The sequence below is a fragment of the Pseudomonas neuropathica genome (assembly GCF_015461835.1).
Lineage (GTDB): Bacteria > Pseudomonadota > Gammaproteobacteria > Pseudomonadales > Pseudomonadaceae > Aquipseudomonas > Aquipseudomonas neuropathica.
In genome coordinates, this window is the sequence record NZ_JACOPX010000006.1 from 30,793 (window position 1) to 49,383 (window position 18,591).

13 protein-coding genes are annotated in these 18,591 nt (G+C 59.1%); 7 read left to right on the plus strand and 6 right to left on the minus strand.

Going from position 1 to position 18,591, the window contains the following annotated elements:
- Positions 1 to 516 precede the first annotated feature (516 nt).
- The gene (locus tag H8F23_RS09680) at positions 517 to 2,034 is read left to right on the plus strand and encodes an EAL domain-containing protein (protein ID WP_228759182.1); all 1,518 of its coding nucleotides are present in this window, start codon (positions 517 to 519) and stop codon (positions 2,032 to 2,034) included.
- Between the two features lie 63 nt (positions 2,035 to 2,097).
- Here the strand turns inward: H8F23_RS09680 and H8F23_RS09685 are convergent, their stop codons facing one another.
- Complete coding sequence (locus H8F23_RS09685) at positions 2,098 to 2,364, minus strand: hypothetical protein (protein ID WP_194934197.1); 267 nt, start codon at positions 2,362 to 2,364, stop codon at positions 2,098 to 2,100.
- 141 nt (positions 2,365 to 2,505) lie between these two features.
- Between H8F23_RS09685 and tspO the strand changes: the two genes are divergently transcribed.
- The 4 genes from tspO to H8F23_RS09705 all read left to right on the plus strand — a co-directional run bounded on the left by tspO (position 2,506) and on the right by H8F23_RS09705 (position 5,155).
- Positions 2,506 to 2,946, plus strand: a complete 441-nt coding sequence (gene tspO, locus H8F23_RS09690) for a tryptophan-rich sensory protein TspO (RefSeq protein WP_007916213.1) — start codon at positions 2,506 to 2,508, stop codon at positions 2,944 to 2,946.
- On the plus strand, positions 2,946 to 3,947 hold the full coding sequence (locus H8F23_RS09695) for an alpha/beta hydrolase (protein ID WP_194934198.1): 1,002 nt from the start codon (positions 2,946 to 2,948) through the stop codon (positions 3,945 to 3,947). The genes tspO and H8F23_RS09695 overlap by 1 nt, the downstream gene beginning before the upstream one ends.
- A gap of 93 nt (positions 3,948 to 4,040) precedes the next feature.
- Entirely contained in the window at positions 4,041 to 4,667 is a 627-nt protein-coding gene (locus H8F23_RS29130; RefSeq protein ID WP_194934199.1) for a DUF3885 domain-containing protein, read from the plus strand.
- A 77-nt stretch (positions 4,668 to 4,744) separates the two neighbouring features.
- Positions 4,745 to 5,155 carry a hypothetical protein gene (locus H8F23_RS09705; RefSeq protein ID WP_194934200.1) on the plus strand — a complete coding sequence of 137 codons (411 nt, stop codon included), beginning with the start codon at positions 4,745 to 4,747 and terminating at the stop codon, positions 5,153 to 5,155.
- Positions 5,156 to 5,211: 56 nt separating this feature from the next.
- On the opposite strand, the gene H8F23_RS09710 is transcribed toward H8F23_RS09705, so the two are convergent.
- Positions 5,212 to 5,406, minus strand: a complete 195-nt coding sequence (locus H8F23_RS09710) for a hypothetical protein (RefSeq protein ID WP_194934201.1) — start codon at positions 5,404 to 5,406, stop codon at positions 5,212 to 5,214.
- 234 nt (positions 5,407 to 5,640) lie between these two features.
- On the opposite strand from H8F23_RS09710, the gene H8F23_RS09715 reads away from it, so the two are divergent.
- A complete protein-coding gene (locus H8F23_RS09715) occupies positions 5,641 to 7,500 on the plus strand; it encodes an ABC transporter ATP-binding protein (RefSeq protein WP_194934417.1) in 1,860 nt (619 codons plus the stop codon).
- Between the two features lie 107 nt (positions 7,501 to 7,607).
- Here H8F23_RS09715 and H8F23_RS09720 read toward each other — a convergent pair whose 3' ends face one another.
- The gene (locus H8F23_RS09720) at positions 7,608 to 8,954 is read right to left on the minus strand and encodes a DUF1254 domain-containing protein (protein WP_228759183.1); all 1,347 of its coding nucleotides are present in this window, start codon (positions 8,952 to 8,954) and stop codon (positions 7,608 to 7,610) included.
- 258 nt (positions 8,955 to 9,212) lie between these two features.
- On the opposite strand from H8F23_RS09720, the gene H8F23_RS09725 reads away from it, so the two are divergent.
- On the plus strand, positions 9,213 to 10,679 hold the full coding sequence (locus H8F23_RS09725; protein ID WP_194934203.1) for a DUF1254 domain-containing protein: 1,467 nt from the start codon (positions 9,213 to 9,215) through the stop codon (positions 10,677 to 10,679).
- 155 nt (positions 10,680 to 10,834) lie between these two features.
- On the opposite strand, the gene H8F23_RS09730 is transcribed toward H8F23_RS09725, so the two are convergent.
- From H8F23_RS09730 to H8F23_RS09740, 3 genes are all read right to left on the minus strand, one after another.
- A complete protein-coding gene (locus H8F23_RS09730) occupies positions 10,835 to 11,248 on the minus strand; it encodes a PaaI family thioesterase (RefSeq protein ID WP_194934204.1) in 414 nt (137 codons plus the stop codon).
- A 166-nt stretch (positions 11,249 to 11,414) separates the two neighbouring features.
- Entirely contained in the window at positions 11,415 to 12,806 is a 1,392-nt protein-coding gene (gene gabP / locus H8F23_RS09735; protein ID WP_194934205.1) for a GABA permease, read from the minus strand.
- Positions 12,807 to 13,104: 298 nt separating this feature from the next.
- Entirely contained in the window at positions 13,105 to 18,573 is a 5,469-nt protein-coding gene (locus tag H8F23_RS09740; protein WP_194934206.1) for a trifunctional serine/threonine-protein kinase/ATP-binding protein/sensor histidine kinase, read from the minus strand.
- Positions 18,574 to 18,591: the final 18 nt, after the last annotated feature.

Genomic DNA, 18,591 nt, shown 5'->3' on the forward strand with positions numbered 1-18,591 from the left:
CTGTACTGAATTGACACGAAATATGACAAATTCGCGTAGCGCGAAAATGCCTGCGCGAATGGGCCGTGGGGTGCGTGAATTGTCCATCGGGTCGGATGGTGGAGTTTGAGCGGCGACACTGTAGGAACTCAGGTTTGTTGGATATCCTGAATTTGACACTAATTTTGTAGGAGTGAGCCTGCTCGCGATAGCGGTGGGTCATTTAGCAATGATGTGGCAGATAGACCCCGATCGCGAGCAGGCTCACTCCTACAGGGTTCTTTGGGCTACTGGAGATCTGTGATTTGCCACAAACCTGTGGGAGCAAGCCACAGGGATTGAAGGCCGGCATTGGAATAATTGATCTACAACAATATCCGCCGATCCCGGCGGCGCTATTCTGCAGTGGCTGAAAACAGCCGTGCTGTGCGCACGTCACAGGCCTTGTGGCCAAGGTGGCGCTAAATGAACAAAAAACGCATTGTCTGGGGGAGCATTCTCCTGGGCCTTCCGTGTGTCTTGCTTCCGGTACTTTTGATGGGTTATGTCGCCTGGATGTTGAATCTGGCGGCTGCGCAGCAACGTCTGGAAACCCTCGCGGCGGTGGCATCCAGCCGCGCCAATGGCACCTTCAGCGAAGCGGCCGGTGCGCTGAAGAGCGTCGCCGGTTCGAACCTCGCCCCCTGCACGCCCGAGAGCATCGACGAGATGCGACTGCTGACCATCAACACCCTGTCAGTGAAGTCGATCGGTTACGTCGAAGAAGAGATTTACGCCTGCGGTTCGTGGGGTACGGTCGGCCAGCATGCGGCGCCGTGGCAGGAAGACTTCATCACCTCCGACGGCGTGCGCGTATCCCTCGGTGTGCAGTCGCGCATCGTCGCGGCCAAGCCGATGATGGCGCTGCAATACGCCGCGTTCAATGTGCTGGTCGATCCCCAGCAGTTCCTGCATGTAACGCTCGATGAGGATCTGCATCTGGCCGTCGGCACCGCTGCCGGGCAACTGGTCAGCGCCTCGCGCCCCGGCGCGGAACACTTTCTCGCTCGGGTGCATTCTGGTCCGCACTCGGGGCTCGACGACGGCTACCTCTACACCCTCGTGCACAGCGGCGACTGGGTGGCGATCGCCGCGCTGTCACGCCATGAGTTGATGCAGGGCTTGGTTCGCCGGGAAATGCTGATGTTGCCCATCGGCGGTTTACTCGCCGGCCTGCTGGTGTTGCTGATCGTGCGCCGCACTCGCCAACGCCTGTCGCCGCTGGCCGAATTGCAACTGGCGGTGCGTAATCGCGAGTTCGTCGTTCACTATCAACCGATTATTCGCTTGGACGACGGCGCCTGCGTTGGCGCTGAGGCACTGGTGCGTTGGCAGCACCCGGACGGTACGCGGGTCTGCCCCGATGCGTTTATCCCACTAGCCGAGCACAGCGGTTTGATTCTGCCGATCACCGATCAAGTGATTGACCACGTGATGGACGAGCTCGGTTCGCTGCTGGTCAAGGAACGCAGTCTGCACGTGGCAATCAACCTGGCGGCGAAAGACGTCAGCAGCGGCCGCTTCCTGCCGAAACTGGAGGCCGCGCTGGGCCGGGCCAACGTGCAGCAGCATCAGATTTGGCTGGAGGCAACAGAGCGCGGTTTCGTCGAGATCGACGCCGCGCGCACCACCGTCAATCGCGCCCGCGAGCTGGGCTATCTGGCGGCCATCGACGATTTCGGCACCGGGTTTTCCAGCCTCCAGCATTTGCAGCAACTGCCGCTGGATGTGCTGAAGATCGACAAGTCGTTCGTCGACAATATCGATCAGGATGCCGCGACCGGCACCGTGACCGGCCACATCATCGAAATGGCCAAGAGTCTGCGTCTGCAAATCGTTGCTGAAGGCATTGAGACCGAAGCGCAGCGCGATTACCTGCGCAGTCAGGGCGTCCAGTTTGGTCAAGGCTGGCTGTTTGGCAAGGCTATGCCGGCAGAGGAGTTTCTACGGTTCTATCAAGACTGCACGAAAGAAGCGGTCGAGCACAATGCGCAGGAAGCAGCGATGCCGGTTTAAGCGCGCATAAACACGCGGACAAACCCATCTTCGGTCGCACGATGGGTTTGCCGTCAGCCTGCTTCAATTGGTCTGGCTGACAACCTCAATGTCCGTAATCCCTACTCGCTCGGCGTGTTCAAGAATCTGCTCGGGCGTTGAATCCGCTGTAGGCATGATCAAGCCGTTTTCCGCATCGCCCAGATGCAGTTCCAGTAGATGCATCGCAGCCTCATGCTCGGCCAACTGCTGCTCCTTGAGTTCAAGCAGAAAAGTCCGAGGCTCGCCGTTGAATAGATATTTGATGTGATAGGTGTACATGATGTCATCCACGTCAGTAGGAAAAGGCATTGATTATCCTGACGCAACGGTCAGTTTTTAGTTCAAATTGGATCGCCCTCAGACCAATCTGGAATTCATGGCAAACTTTTCGCTCGCCGAGGCGTCCCTTTCTTAACCCCCCAACCGGCTGATTTCAGCCAAGGACTGGCGATGACCTTCTTCATTTTTCTTCTGGCCTGCGCAGCGGCGGCAACCACTGGCGTGATGTTCAAACCGGGGCCGTGGTACGAAGGGCTGAACAAACCCGGTTTCACCCCGCCCAATTGGGCGTTCCCGGTGGCCTGGACGATTATCTATCTACTGTTGGCCTGGGCCGGTTACCGCTTGAGCCTGATTCCCGGTAGCCAGACCGTGCTGGCGCTATGGGCGGCGCAGATTGCGCTGAACACGCTGTGGACGCCGGTGTTCTTCGGCGCGCATCAGGTGCTGGCGGCGATGGTGATTCTCACCGTGTTGTGGCTGGTGGTCGCGGCGATGGTGGTGCTGGCGATACAACTGGACCTGATCACTGGCTTGATCCTGTTTCCTTATCTGGCGTGGCTGTGCGTGGCGGCGGCGTTGAACTTTTCCATCCTGATCAAGAACCGCTGATGACCAGTGCCAATCGGGGCAGTGCAACACCATGGCCGCAGGGTGAGCGCGAGTTGGCGCAGGTGCGCGCCTTCAACAGGAAGCTGGCCTGGCTGCCGCGGTTCAAGATCCGCAACCGCCTGACGCCACGCTTGATTCAGGCGCTGTTGCGTTTCAGCCAGATCGGCGGCTCCGGCGTGTTGCGCAAATTTGGCCTGACAGCTGAGCGCCGACTGATCAATAAAGTGCCCGTGCGGATTATCCGCCCCAAGGGCCCGGCGAAAGGCGTGGTGCTGGATTTTCACGGTGGCGGCTGGGTGATCGGCAATGCGCAGATGGACGACAACTTCAACGCGGCCATCGTCGACAGCTGCCAGGTGACCGTGGTCTCGGTGGATTATCGACTGGCGGTGTCCACGCCCATCGAAGGACTGCTGGAAGATTGCCTCAACGCCACTCGTTGGCTGTTACAAGAGGCTGAGTTCGCCGGCCTGCCCGTCGTGGTGGTCGGTGAATCGGCAGGCGGCCATCTGGCGGCGGCGACACTGTTGGCGCTGAAACAATCGCCCGATCTGCTGCAAAGAATCTGCGGCGCATTGCTGTACTACGGCGTCTACGACCTGACCGGCACGCCAAGTGTGCGCAGCGCGCCCGCCGACACGCTGGTGCTGGACGGCCCCGGCATGGTCGAGGCGTTACGCTTGCTCACACCCGAACTGACCGACGAGCAGCGCCGTCAGCCATCGCTGTCTCCGCTGTACGGCGACTTCAGCGGCCTCCCGCCCGCGCTGCTGTTTGCTGGTGAACTCGATCCGCTGCGCGACGACACCCTCGACATTGCCAGGCGCTGGGCGCAGTCGGCCCCGGTCGAAATGTACCTGCTGCCCTCCTCGCCCCACGGTTTTATCCACTTTCCCACGTCCATCGCTCAAGGCGTACTGGCCTACAGCCGGAAATGGATTTCGGCGCGCGTCGAGGCCGTTGGTTCGCCACAAACGCCAGCAGCGGCGCCGTCTCACTGAGTCCACCGACTTAGCTCTAGAGTCGGGATTAAAGTAAGATCTGTCCGCAACTCCTTGGTTGAGGAGAAAGGCTCATGAATACGAAGGGACAACGTGAACCTACGAGATGAAATCGAGAGGACTTTTCAAGGCAAAGCCTTTGCCCGACCGCTTTACTATTTCTACCCTGGAGGACTGCGTTTTGAGCTCTCCGAAACGGGTGGGATCATTGAGCAGTTCCTGACCGCCCTTCGAAAATCGACAACGATCTGCAGCGATATCTTTTCTGATGCAGAAACGTTTGTGGTGTGTCTGCGCACTCACTCAGGCAGCCATGGATTTATGCATCGGGCCGCGATTCGGGCATTTCGATCTGCCGGCATTGATATTCCCCTTGAGCGCTCAATCTGGAGCGAGGAAATAGATGTCGAAGAATGGTATTGCGAAGAAGAGCCTGAGTACTGGATCAACATCGCGTTCGAAGCGCCGATCACAAGCCTTCAAGCATTTCTTTGGTGTGCATTGGCTAAAGATTTTGGCGTTATCGAGCCCAATCCCCACGTTGATGTGTATCTGTTCAATCTGCCGAAACAGGTCATGGTCTTCCCCTACGACGACAGAGGCATGGATGTCGTCGGCCCTAATGCGCAGCTGCTTTCGCAACTGTACGAGCGGCACAATCAATACCTGCTGGACTATGACCGCTCGGCCATGGATGCCACGTTCGCAGGGGCGCGTTAGTTGCTAAACATGGCGCTGACATCAGCGACGAATCCCAAAAGGGAGCTTTTGGGCGTGAGCAATACTGGGGGCGCAATATGGAAATAGATCGTCTGCTCAAGAAGCGGCAACTCAATGTGCAGGAACAGAATGCGGTGACTGCCCATCGCCTGACGGAAACTGCTCGATTCTGGCGTGATACCGGTATTCCCGAGGCCTTGGCACGTTTCGGCGAGCGCCAAGGTGTTGATTGGTCAGAAACCGTCGTACTCGATCTTGAAGTCGACTTTCCCGGAATGCCACGCCTGTATGGCTTGATCCTCGATCAAGCGGAACGGTTCATAGCGTTTCAAATTGACACCGACAGCGATCATCAACACGTTGAACTCGTAAGCCAATGGGAGGATGTCTCGGCGCATCAGAACTTTACGATTGCCCAACGCGGCACTGGCCAAGGGTTTGCCGTGATTGCTTTGCAGGTCAGGCGCGAAGTGCTTGCACAACGATAGGCGCCGGTTTTCAGGCAAAGGTTTCCTCATCCCTGGAAGGCCGACAATCGCCACACTCAGGCGATGTAGAAGAAGTAAAGCGCCAAACCCAGCAACTGCATGAGCAGCAGGATGGAGAGCAAATGATTGCAAGCCTTCCACGCCTTGCTCACCGGTTGGTTTTTTGCCACTCGATAGCGAAGATAACTGTCGAGTGACAGCGACGCCGTGGGAATGAGCACGAACACAAACGTCAAAAAGAAATTAAACATTTCCTTTGCCCATCGACTCCCAACATGAAACCGGATTTGCTCGCTGCATCGTGCACTGCTCATGTTGTTTGAGCAGACAGCTTAGCTGATCGGCATGTACCCGGAATTCGTGCGGTTCTGCACTGTAGTGATCCCGGGCGATAACACTTGTGGGGACAAGTCAGTGACATGCAAACCCGCAAAGCCGCCATTAAGTGGCAGAATCCCCTGACCCTGATGATTTCGGAGACCACAATGCTGCGCGTGTTTGAACAACGGCTCGACCCCTTCCCGCCCGACGAAGCACCACCCCCGCCCGTCGGTCTGATGCGGTTCCTGTGGGCCTGCACGCGCGGTGCACGCGGTTATATCCTCGCGCTGGCGCTGCTCAGTGCCGGCGTGTCGATCTACGAAGCCTGGCTGTTTTCTTTTCTCGGTCAGGTCGTCGATCTGCTCTCGACGTGGCAGGCCGGCGGTGGAGTCAACGCGCAGGAAAGTCGCGTGCTGTGGGGCATCGGTATTGTGCTGTTTATCAGCATCGGGCTGGTGGCGCTGCGCACCATGGTTCAGCACCAGATCCTGGCAATCAATTTGCCGTTGCGGCTGCGCTGGGACTTCCACCGGCTGATGCTGCGACAAAGCCTTTCGTTCTTTTCCGATGAGTTCTCCGGGCGGGTCACGACCAAGGTCATGCAGACCGCACTGGCCGTGCGCGAAGTGTTGTTCACCCTCATCGAAATTGCACCGGGCATCGGCGTTTACTTCATTGCGATCATCGCCCTGGCCGGCGGCTTTGCCCTGAAACTGATGCTGCCGTTCATTATCTGGGTCGCGTTGTTCGGGCTGGCCATGGTGTACTTTGTGCCGCGTCTGGGCCAGGTCGGTCAGGAGCAGGCTGATGCGCGATCGTCGATGACCGGGCGCATTGCCGACGCCTACACCAACATCACCACGGTAAAACTGTTCTCGCACTCCAAGCGTGAAGCGCACTTCGCACGCGCGGCGATGGAGGATTTCAAACTCACCGGGTTCCGCCAGATGCGTCTGGTCAGCCAGTTCGAAATCGTCAATCAGGCGCTGGTGGTCGGGCTGATTATCGGTGCCGGCGGCTATGCCCTGTGGCTGTGGCATCTGGGCCAGGTCGGTACCGGTGCGGTGGCGGCGATCACCGCCATGGCGCTGCGCATCAATGGCATGTCGCACTGGATCATGTGGCAGATGACGTCGCTGTTCGAAAACATCGGCACCGTGCAGGACGGCATGGCCACCCTCACCCGAGGCCCCAAAGTGCAGGACGCGCCGAACGCCGGCTTGCTGGTGCCGGCGGGCGGCGCGGTGACGTTCGACAAGGTGAACTTCAACTACAACGGTGAACGTCAGGTCCTCGACAACCTGAGCCTGAACATCCGCGCTGGCGAGAAAATCGGCCTGGTCGGCCGCTCCGGTGCGGGCAAATCGACGCTGATCAATCTGCTGCTGCGCTTCTATGATGTCGACAGCGGCGAGATTCGCATCGACGGCCAGAATATCGCGCACGTGACGCAAGACAGTCTGCGCAGCGCCATCGGCATGGTCACCCAGGACACGTCGCTGCTGCACCGCTCGATTCGCGACAACATCGCCTACGGCCGCCCGGACGCCACCGACGAAGATATCCGCCGCGCCGCCGCCAATGCGCAGGCCGACGGTTTCATCAGCCAACTGAGCGACAAGCAAGGCCACAGCGGCTACGACACGCTGGTTGGCGAGCGCGGCATCAAACTCTCCGGCGGCCAGCGCCAGCGCATCGCCATCGCCCGAGTGATGCTGAAGAACGCGCCGATCCTGCTGCTAGACGAAGCCACCAGCGCGCTGGACTCGGAAGTCGAAGTGGCCATTCAGGAAAGCCTCGATGAAATGATGCAAGGCAAAACCGTGATCGCCATTGCCCATCGGCTGTCGACGATTGCGGCGATGGATCGACTGATTGTCATGGATGAGGGGCGGATTATCGAGCAAGGGACGCACACTGAGTTGCTGAACAGAAACGGTATTTATGCGCGGCTCTGGCAGCATCAGAGTGGTGGTTTTCTCGGGGAGGATCAGGGCGTGGCGACGGCGATGGATCAGGCTTGAGGGTGTGGGGCTGGTTGGAAGCAGTCGCTTGTGGGTGACTGCTTACGGCCAATAGCGGACACTCAGCCGCGCTACTGACCGATCATCAGATCTTCAAACACGAACGTTCAATTGACTTTGTTCAACTGCGGCAACTGCCACTTTCCGGACAATACCTCTTCTTTCGGCTGGTACAAACGCAGCAGGACATAGAAGCCGCCCTGGGGCGCCGGCAACCAGTTGGCGGCATTTTCGCCTTGCGGTTTTTTGTGCGAGATCGGAATCGTGATCGAACCGTCCGCCGCAACTTTCAGACCTTGCGTGTCAGTGCCGACTTTGTAGCGATCGATCTCGTTATCGACCAGCATTTTGTCACTGGCGTCATACATGGTCAGTGACCAGAAGGCATTCACCGGCGGTGCCGACGCCAGTTTAACCTCGTATTGATTGTCGCCTGTCAGCGGTTGGTTTTTGCTGTCCGTAAAGCGAATCGGGTACATCGCTTCATGCTCACCCTGGCCGCCGAGATACGGCCCCGCCACCATGGCGCGCAGTGGATAGTTATAGCCAAAGCTATCCAGACCCGTCACCCAGTTCCAGCCATTGCGCACTTCTGACGTGCTGGCCAGCGACGCAATCGCTACGTAGGGCGCATCTTTCAAACCTTCCTCAAGTCCCTTGCGCGTAGCCGGATTGAGTTTATCCGGAGAAAAGCCTTTCTCCGTCAGGCCGATACGGGCGAATTGGGCAAACAGTGCGGCGTCAGCAGGTTTGACCGGATTGTCCTTGAGCACCGCGGCCAATTCCGTGAAGAAACCCAGCGGATCGTCCGTTTGCGGCAACGCCGGCAAGGTCTCGTCCTTGTGCGACTTGCCACTCAGTGGCGCAACACTGAACTGCTTTTGCAGCGCCAGAATCGGCGCGACATCTTCGCCCTGCTTGACTTGAATGCGACCCCACAGCCAGATTTTTTGGGTCGTGACGTCCAGACGCTTGGCATCTTTGGGCAATTCACCTTTCCACCCCGGCGGCACTAACACGAACTTTCCAGCCTGGGTGCCCGTGGTGCGGCGCCCGACATAGTGCTCAAGTTCTTGCCACATGTTGAACACGTCGACCACGTAATAGCGGTCATGGGTATCCGGCACGCTCAACACATACGGTTCGATTAGATCGAGCACCGCGCTCATGTAGTAGGTGTCATTGTTGGCGGTGGGCATGTCCTTGGCGGACGGTGAAGCCAGCGCAGTGGCCCAACCGATCTGGTTCAGACCTGCGCGATAACTGGTGTCAGGTTTAGGCGAAGGGACGGTGACGTAATCACGTACAACCCTTTCCATACGCACCAGCGCATAACCCCAGTTGTAAGCCGAGATTGCCAGGCTGTAACCATCGGCCTTCATCCCCTTCTCTACGGCATCGGGTGTCGCTGGAGTGGACAGCAATAAATCCGGAGTACCGGCTTGTGCGGACATTGCGCTACCGAGCGCGGCACAGAGGGGCAAAACACAAAACAACAACTTGCGAGATGAATTCATAACGAGCGTCCTTTCACGAGGAGGTGCGCCGGGCAAACCGGGCTCAAGCACTGGCCTGACGGCTGAATATCTGCAAGAACCCTAGGCGCGGAGTCGCTTTGCGTCAAACAGGTATGCTGACTCTGGCGGTTCAGCGGTTGTCTATAGTGTTGATCGTTTGTTGGAATTTCAGGGATCAATTGCGGGGATCAATCGATGCGCAACAACGGAATGCTTAACGTGAGCCTGCTGGCCTTGGCGATGCTGTCCAACCCGCACGCGGCCCTCGCCCAGACCAGTATGGAAACGCAGGGTGGACAGCCACCTCCCGGTGCGCGCAGTTCCATTGTGGATTTCGACTACCAGATCAAATACCAGCGCGCTTTTGAAGCCGTGCTGTGGAATATGCCGGCGATCGCCATCTACAGCTTCAGACGCGCCGCGTTTGACAATCTGGGGGTCAAAGACAACGACATTATCGCCTACTCGGCGCCAGCTACACCGAAGCTGGAAGCCATCACCGCCAACAGCAGTACGCCTTACATCACGGCATTCACCGATCTGCAAAAAGGCCCGGTGGTTCTGGAACTCCCCGCCGCCAGCGAGGAAGGCAGCGTCTATGGCCAGGTCGTCGATGCCTGGCAGTTGACCATCGCCGACGTTGGCCCCTCGGGTCTGGACAAGGGCAAGGGTGGCAAGATGCTGTTCACTCCACCGGGTTTCACCGGTGAAGTGCCGGCTGGCTACATCCACGTTCCATCACCGAATTACCGAATCGCCCTCGCCTTCCGCTCCGTGCGCGCACCGGGCAAAACCGCGGCTGACGCCTATCTATATGCGAAGAAGCTGCGCATGTATTACCTGGCCGACGCGACCAATCCGCCACAGCAACGCTTTATCGACCCGATCGACAAGGTTTACCCGACGCTGCCTTTCTATGACGAGCGCCATTTCGCGGATATGCATGCAGTCATGAGCGTCGAACCTGCACGTCCGCAGGACAAGGTGATGATCGGGATGCTGCGATCGCTGGGCATCGAGAAAGGCAAGCCGTTTGCCCCGGACGCGGTGACCAAAAAAGCCATGCGCCAGGCGGCCATTGATGCCTGGTTCTACCTTCAGCACTGGTTCGACAACCTGCCGAAAGACAAATTTTACTGGCCAGATCGGCACTACGCGTCGCTGCTGATGACCGATGAAAACAAGCGCTTCTCGTTCGAATACGAAGACAATATTGATCTGATTGGACGCGCGGCGGAGTACTTCTGGTGCACCTATATGCCGAAGGAGTTGAGCGACTCGCCGGCCACTCAATACCTGATGGCCATGGCCGATAAAAACGGCAAACCGCTCGAGGCTGGCAAGACTTACAAAATCGACGTCCCGGCGAAAATGCCGGTCAAGCAATTCTGGGCGTTGACCGCTTACAACCGCGACACCATGTCGTTCATTTACAGCGAAACCAATCGCACAACCCTGTCCTCCTACGACCTTGACGCAATGAAGAAAAATGCCAATGGTGGTGTCACAATCTACATCGGCCCCAAAGCTCCCGCCGGGCTGGAAAGCAACTGGATTCCAACCGCGGGTAAGCGACCGTTGCCGGCCATGCGTTTTTATGGCGGCACCGAAGCACTGAACGACAAGAGTTTTAAACTGCCGGATTTCGAGTTGTTTGAGTGACCTCTCTATCCGGCCCTAGGTTGAGACTTTGTCGATGTCCGCTGACAGCAGTCATTCGTGAGCGGATATCGCCTCATCCAAGACATGCAAACACTCACCCGCTATTGCCCAAGACGCAGTCTATCGATGGTCCACCGCTTGATGGACACACATTTTTAACTCACCGGCACCGCAAACACCGCACTGGCCCGCGCAACCGTTCGCTCCCCGACATGCAAGCTAACAGCAGCAAACGCCAATTGACGGCCTTTTTTCGAGTACTCAAGACGCACTTCCAGCCACTCGTTCATTTGGACGGCGCCGAGGTAATCCAGGGTCATGCTCGCCGTGATCAATGGCTGCGGAGGGTCACTGGAAAAGGCCATGGCGTAGCCCATACCGACATCGGCCAACGTCGCCAATACACCGCCATGCAAGGTGCCACGGCCATTGGCATGGCGTGCGTCGGTCAATAAACCCAGTTCCAGTTGCAGCCCGCTGCCCCTCGCGTAGATCGGGCCCAGCAAATCAAGCAACGGGCTGCTGCGGGTAAACGCGGTGAAACCTTCGGGAATTGCGGTGGCGTCCATGGTCCCTCCTGGTGCCGGTGACTCACCGGCTTCATTGACCTTAATGGGAGGGTTTATTGGCAATCGCCTGATGGAGCAAGAACTATACGGATGCGGAATCTCCAGTGATCAACTGTCGAAGCAGGACCGACCGATCATCCCGTGGACGCCAGATCGCCACGCTCCATCATTCGAACACGGCAAACGTCGAGGGATGACGCGACGTCAACAGGCCAATGAAGGAAATCGCCAGCGCCAGGCCAATGGTTGTCGTGACTTCAGTGCGGTGTTGCGGGGTGATCATCATCACCGCCAGCGCGGCGCAGATGAATACGATCACCAGCCACGTCAACCAGGGAAACAGCCACATGCGGAAGGTCAGCTCGACGTTGCGCTGTTGCAATATCCGCCGCATGCGCAACTGCGACACCGCGATGGCGAGGTACACCAACAGGGCAATCGCTCCGGAGCTGGCCAGCAGGAATTCAAAGAGCCCGGCAGGCATGAAGTAGCTCCACACAGTGATCGACGCACCGAGCACGGTGCTGGCGATAACCGCTGCGCGCGGCACACCTTCGGAAGAGGTCGCCTTCAGCGCTTTCGGCGCATCGCCACGCCGGCCCAGCGAGTACAGCATCCGCGAGGCAATGTAGATCGAGGAGTTCATGCAGCTGGCCACGGCAATCAGCACGACGACGTCGACCATGAATTTGGCGTGGGGAATGTTCATGATTTCCAGAGCGCGCTGATAAGAGCCGACCGAGGCCAGCAACGGATCATTCCAGGGCACCACGGAGATCACCACGAAGATCGACAGCAGGTAAAACACGCCAATGCGCCAGATCACCGAACGGGTGGCCTTGGCAATGTTTCGCGACGGGTCATTCGATTCGGCGGCGGCGATGGTCACCGCTTCGGTACCGATAAAGCTGAACATGATGGTGATGAAAGCACCGACCACCGCCGACAATCCGTTGGGCGCAAACCCGCCGTGTTCGGCCATCAATCCGCTCAAGCCGCTGACGTCGCGATCCGGCACCCAGCCCATCAACACGGCAAAACCGACGCCGATAAAACCGACGATTGCCACGACCTTGGCCATGGCGAACCAGAATTCGAACTCACCGTACTTGGACACGCTGAACAGGTTAGTCACCACCAGCGCAATGATCGAGCCCAACGCGAACAGCCAGGCATCGACCTGCGGAAACCATTGATTCAGCACATGCCCGGCGGCGAGCGCTTCGATGGGAATTACCAGAACCCAGAACCACCAATAGAGCCAGCCAATGGTAAAGCCGGCCCAGCGCCCGATGGCCTGGTCGGCATAGGTCGAGAACGAGCCGGTATCCGGATTGGCCACCGCCATCTCACCGAGCATGCGCATGACCAGCACGACGAGCAAACCGGAGAACAGATAAGCCAGCAGAACCGCCGGCCCCGCCGCCGCAATGGCATGTCCTGAACCTACGAACAATCCGGCGCCGATAATCCCGGCAATGGACAACATAGTGACGTGACGAGGCTTGAAGCCCTGCGCCAATTGGCTACTCGAATCCATGGAGTTAGGGCTGATCATTGGTTTTTTTGTTCTCTGCTGATCGACATTTAAGCAAGTTGACTGGGCAAACGAGCACGATCGTTGCCTGCTGAACTTCCCGAAAGAAGTCCGTCCAACCGCCGCAGTTCTTATCAACCCCATGATCTGGATGGGATTATTTTGATGTGAAGACACCTCACCTTACCCGGCCTGTCAGATGATTCAGTAGCCTGATTGCGTCATGGTTGTGTCTGATATCGACACATCGAAACCTATCGGTCGCAATGAATACCGATAAGTCCCCCAGTATCTGACGACAGATACCCGCATCTCGCCCTCACCTCCCTGCACACCCCGGCAACGTAAACACCACACGCGCCCCACACGGCGCGTTCGCCTCCGCCCACAAGTGACCGCCGTGGGCTTCGATGATCGACCGGCAGATCGACAACCCCATCCCCAACCCGGTGACTTTGGTGGTGTAGAACGCGGTGAAAACCTCCTCCACCTGATCGCAGGCAAATCCCGGTCCCGAGTCGCTTACGACAATCCGCACGTCTTTCCCGACAGACTCGCTGACAATGATTAACCGACGCTCGCCCTCCTCGATCACCGCCATGGCCTCCAGACCGTTGATGATCAGATTGAGCAGCACCTGTTGCAGCTCGACGCGGTCAACCAGCACGGCAGGCAAATCGTTGACAAGGCGCGTGGTGACCGCCGCGCCATAGCGGGCCGCTTCACCACGGGTAAACCCGACCATCTCGCCCACTACCGCGTTGAGGTCCACCGGATGTCGTTGCGGCGGTGTTTTGCGGATCAATGCGCGGATACGTCCGAGCACGTCGGCCGCGCGGTTACCGTCGTTGATGATGCGTCTGAGGCCCTGTTCAACTTCATCGGTGTTCGGCGGTTGCGCGCCGAGCCAGCGCAACGCCGCGTTGGCATTGATCACGGTGGCGGCGATTGGCTGGTTGACTTCATGGGCGATGGACGCTGCCAACTGGCCCATGGTCGCCACGCGGTTAGCGTGGGCCAGTTCCGCTTGTACCTGGCGATATCGGCGCTCGCCTTCGCGCACTTGCTCTTCGGCCTGTTTGCGTTCGCTCAGGTCAAGCACGAAGGCCACGCCCTGCTGCTGACTGGCTTCGAATGCGGCCAGACCGACGATCACCGGCAGGCGAGTGCCGTCCTTGCGGATGTATTCCTTCTCGAACGGCTGGGCGCGCCCGGTGCGGATTGCCGTCGCCAGCGCCGCTTCACTTGTCATGCGCAGTGGCGGCGGTGTCATGTCGCGCCAATGCACCCTGCCTGACAGCAGATCGTCGCGCTCGTAACCGACCATGCGCAGGAACGCGTCGTTGGCCTCAATGATTTCACCGTCGACACTCCAGACGATGATGCCGATGATATTCGCGTCGACCAGCCGGCGAATTCTCGCCTCGCGCTCGGCGACGTCACGATACAGCCGCGCATTGTCCAGCGAGATCGCCGCCTGCGAAGCCACCAGTCGCAATACGGCAATGCGCGCCGGACTGAACACACCCGCAGACAGATTGTTCTCCAGGTACAGCGCGCCGGCAATCCGGCCCTGATTCATCAACGGCAGGCACAGGATCGAGCGAGCGCCGCGTTGATGAATGTACAGATCAGCGCCAAAAGCCGGATCGGCGACGGCATCGTCCAGACACAGATTTTCACCGGTGCGCAGGGTCTGGTAGAGCACCGATTCGGCCAGCATCGATGAACTTACCGGCTCATGGCAAAGCAGCGCGCTGTCGTCACCGACACTGGTTTTCGCGGCGATATACGGCGCCTCGCCTTCGGTCAGAATCAGCCGGCCATGCTCGGCGCCAGCCTGTTCGATAGCGGTGCGCATGACCATTTCGATCAGTCGATCCAGCACGATCTCGCCTGAAACGGCCTGGGACACCTTGAGCACCGTGGCCAGATCCAGATGCTCGACCGGGGTGGCGATGGTCGCAGTCGGACCGGGCGCCGTATCTCCATTGCGCAGATAACGGTGCTGTAGCTCCAGTTGCCGCACCTTGCCCTCAGCCCCCCAGCGCAAGTAACCGTAGCGCGCATCTTGCAGGTACAGGCGGGCGATTTTGCTCAGACCACGGGCACTGTAGAACCGCGCTGCGAGTTCGTTGGCCAAGGCCTCGACATGCACAAAGCCGTTGTCCCTGGCCAACTGAATCGATTGCTCGTACAGCATCTCGGCTTCGATCAACTGCCCGGTGACCCGAGCGATTTCGGCTGCGACCAGCGCCGTCTGACTGGCGAAGGTTTCCGCACACTGTTGCGCCCAGGTTTGCAGTTGATCGTGGTGCTCGCCCAAGCGTTGCAGTCGGTCGGTATCGGCTTCGCCGTGGGCAGCCAACGTTAACGCTGCGTAAAAGTGAAACTCGGCCTCTTCAAAAAACGAGGAGATCACCCACAACAGTTCCCGGGCCTGCCCCGCGCAATCGGCGGCCGCTGCGTAATCCCCGGCCAGATAACGCGCCTGCAACTTGCGCACCCAGTACTTGCCCCGAGCCAAGGCCAGGTCCGGAGCAGCGAGGTTCGCCTCAAAGCGTGTCTCATCGAATTCTTCATCATTGAAACTGCCAAACACCGGGGTCTGCCCTCGCAACATGCGGATCAGTGCCCGTTGGCAACTCATGAAACTGATCACCAGACCGAAGCGGATTCTTTGCGAGTAAGCCAGACCCGTTTCAGCCTGCACCTGCACTTCCGCCAGCGGCTCGCCAATGAACAGCAAGTCGGAAATCAGGCTATTGCCAGCGTAGGCTGCATAGGGCAAATCGCCGGTGCGGTTGCCGGCGCTGAGCGCACGCCGCAGCAATTCGCGGCACTCGCGCACCGGGCGCATCCAGCGCACCACGAAGATCGAGAAGCACAGGTAGGTACGCGCTTCGTATTGCGCAAGGCCACGGCGGTCGACCAGATCGCAGCCCAAGCGGCCAAACCGGTAACCGCTGGCATAATCGCCGAAGCGCCGCCCGGCAACCCGCACAACATTGGCGTAGAGCATGCAGGAGGCGTCGCAATTACCGTGCTCCAGGCTCAGGTTAACGGCTTTGCATATGGTCAGGCAGGCGAGGTTCGCATCGGACTGCAACGCCGGGGCCAACAGTTTGCTCAACGCATCCAGTGTCACCAGCGTGGCCGGATCCTCCATCAGTGGCAGGTCGATCAACTGCTCGATACTGCGCTCACCCAGTTGCCTCCAGATCTGTTGGTATTCGGCGCGCACTTGCTGATCGTCCGGATGCGCCGTCCAGTCGATGCCGACCTGACGTAAATAGGTCAGGCACACATTCACCGCGCGGTCACTGCGGTCGAGCAGCAGGCAGACATCCATCAACAAACAGGTGACTGCCGCCCGCTCTACCGTGGTCTCGACGCGCTCGGCCAGTGCAGTCAGGCGCGCATCGGCCAGCGCCAGTTGCCCAGTGAGAAATTCGCACTCGGCGCGGTTCAGCTCCAGAGCAAACCCCAGTTCATGGCGACGGTCATCACCGTGCTCGCCGAGCAACGCCGCACCCGTGCCCAAGTAGCTCAACGCTGAGGTGTAAGCGGTCGAAGCCTTGGCACGCTGACCAGCGAGCAGGTTGAATTCGGCCAGCTGTTCGCGTTCGGCCCGCGCGCTGATCAGACTGGCGCCGCGATTGAGTTGCCCGACGATTTCGAAGATCGCGTCTTCACGCCCCTCCGCCGGCGTCTGCAGGGCGAGCAAACGGCCGATGCGCAGATGAGTTTGCGCACGTTCGGTTTCCGCGGTTAGTGAGTATGCCGCCTCGTGAATACGGTCATGGACAAACGCACAAGTACCGTCGTGAAACTCCACCAGTTCCTGGCGCACCGCCGGCCACAGCGCCGCGTGCACCCGCGCCGTCGGCAGGTCGAGCACGGTGGCCAGCGTGTCAATACGCGCTACGTTGCCCAGGCAGGCCAATTGTTGCAGGGCCTGACGCGTGTCCAACGGCAGACGCGCCAGTTTGCCAACCATCAGATCGACCACGTTATCGGTGTAGCCCTTGGCGTTGATCAGTGCCAGATCCCAGCGCCAACGGTTGAATTGGTGGTCGTAGATCAGCAGCTGTTCTTCGGCCAACGCGTGAAGAAACTGGATGACGAAAAACGGATTGCCGCCGGTCTTTTCCAGCACCAGGCGCGACAGGGCAACGATGCTCGCGGGTGGGCAGCGCAGAGATTCTGCGATCAGTTGCTCGATGTGCACGCTGGCCAGCGAGGTCAGGCAGATCTCGTCGATATGCACGCCGTCATTACGCAGCACTTTGAGTTTGCCGTTGAGCGGGTGGTCGGCATCGACCTCGTTATTGCGGTACGCGCCCACCAGCAGCAAATGCCCAAGCTCCGAGCGGGTCAGCAGATCTTCGAGCAAATCGAGGGTCGCTGCGTCGAGCCATTGCAAATCATCGAGAAACAGCGTCAACGGATGTTCCGGCCGAGCAAACACACCGATGAAACGCTGCAACACCGCCATGAAGCGCTGCTGCGCCTGCTGCGGTTCAAGCTCCGGCACCGCTGGCGGCTCACCGATAATCAACTTGAGTTCCGGGATCAGCTCGGTCATCAACCGTGCATTCGGTGACAGTGCCTGTAACAACGCCGCGCGCCAGCCAGCGAGCACCTCGCGACGCTTGCCCAGCAGCGTTCGCACCAATCCTTGAAAGGCCTGGACCAGCGTCGCATAGGGGATGTCGCGCTTGTACTGATCGAACTTGCCAGCGGCGAACAATCCCCGCGACGGCACCAGCACTTTGTGCAGTTCACTGACCACCGAGGATTTACCAATGCCGGAGTAACCGGACACCAGCACCAGCTTCGGCGAAGGAGCCTGCACCACCTGGGCGAAAGCATCGATCAGGGTTTGCACTTCGCGCTCACGACCGTAGAGCTTTTCCGGGATCAGCAAGCGATCGATCGCGCCCTGCTCGTTCAACGTGAACACATCGATACGCCGCGCCCGACGCCAGTCGTCCAGACAACGACGCAAGTCATGTTCGACGCCGGCGGCGGTTTGGTAGCGCGCTTCGGCGGTCTTGGCGAGCAGTTTCATGACTACCCGCGAGAGCATCAACGGCACCGTGGCCACGCGTTCGCATGCAGGCATCGGTTGCCGCGCAATGTGGCAATGCACCCACTCCATCGGGTCGTTGGCGTTGAACGGCAGCGAGCCGGTAAGCATCTGGTACAGCGTCACACCAAAGGAGTACAAATCGCTGCGCGAATCGATCGAACGATTCATCCGACCGGTTTGTTCCGGCGCCATGTAGGCCAGGGTCCCGGCAATGGTTTCTGGCGGCGCGGGTGCCTGACGTTCGCGCGGCAGTCGCGAGGCCAGACCGAACCCCATCAACCGGGCTTGTCCGTCGTGGCAGTTGACAAGGATGTGCTGCGGTTTGAGATCCTTGTGCACCAGCCCGCACAGGTGCAAACGGCCAAGCGCTACGGCTATGTTGATTGCGTGCAACAGGCAGGTTTCAGTGTCCAGCGGCGTGATCAGCAAACGCGACAGCGGCTCGCCGCCGGGGTCGTCGAATAACAAGTGCGTGGTTCCGCCCGCGCGTTCAAGGGCTTGCGGTTGCAACGCCCATTCATTGTGCAGAGCGTCTTTGAGGCCGTATTCATGCGCCAGCCGGTCGAGGGTTGCAGGCAACGGCTGAGCGATTGCCGGACGCACTATCAGCACGCTGGCGCTCTCCCCCTGTCCTCGTTTGCGGGAGAACACCCGCTCGCCGTCGTCCCACAAAATCTGTTGTTTGCTGGCCATCGGAGTCGACACCGTCAA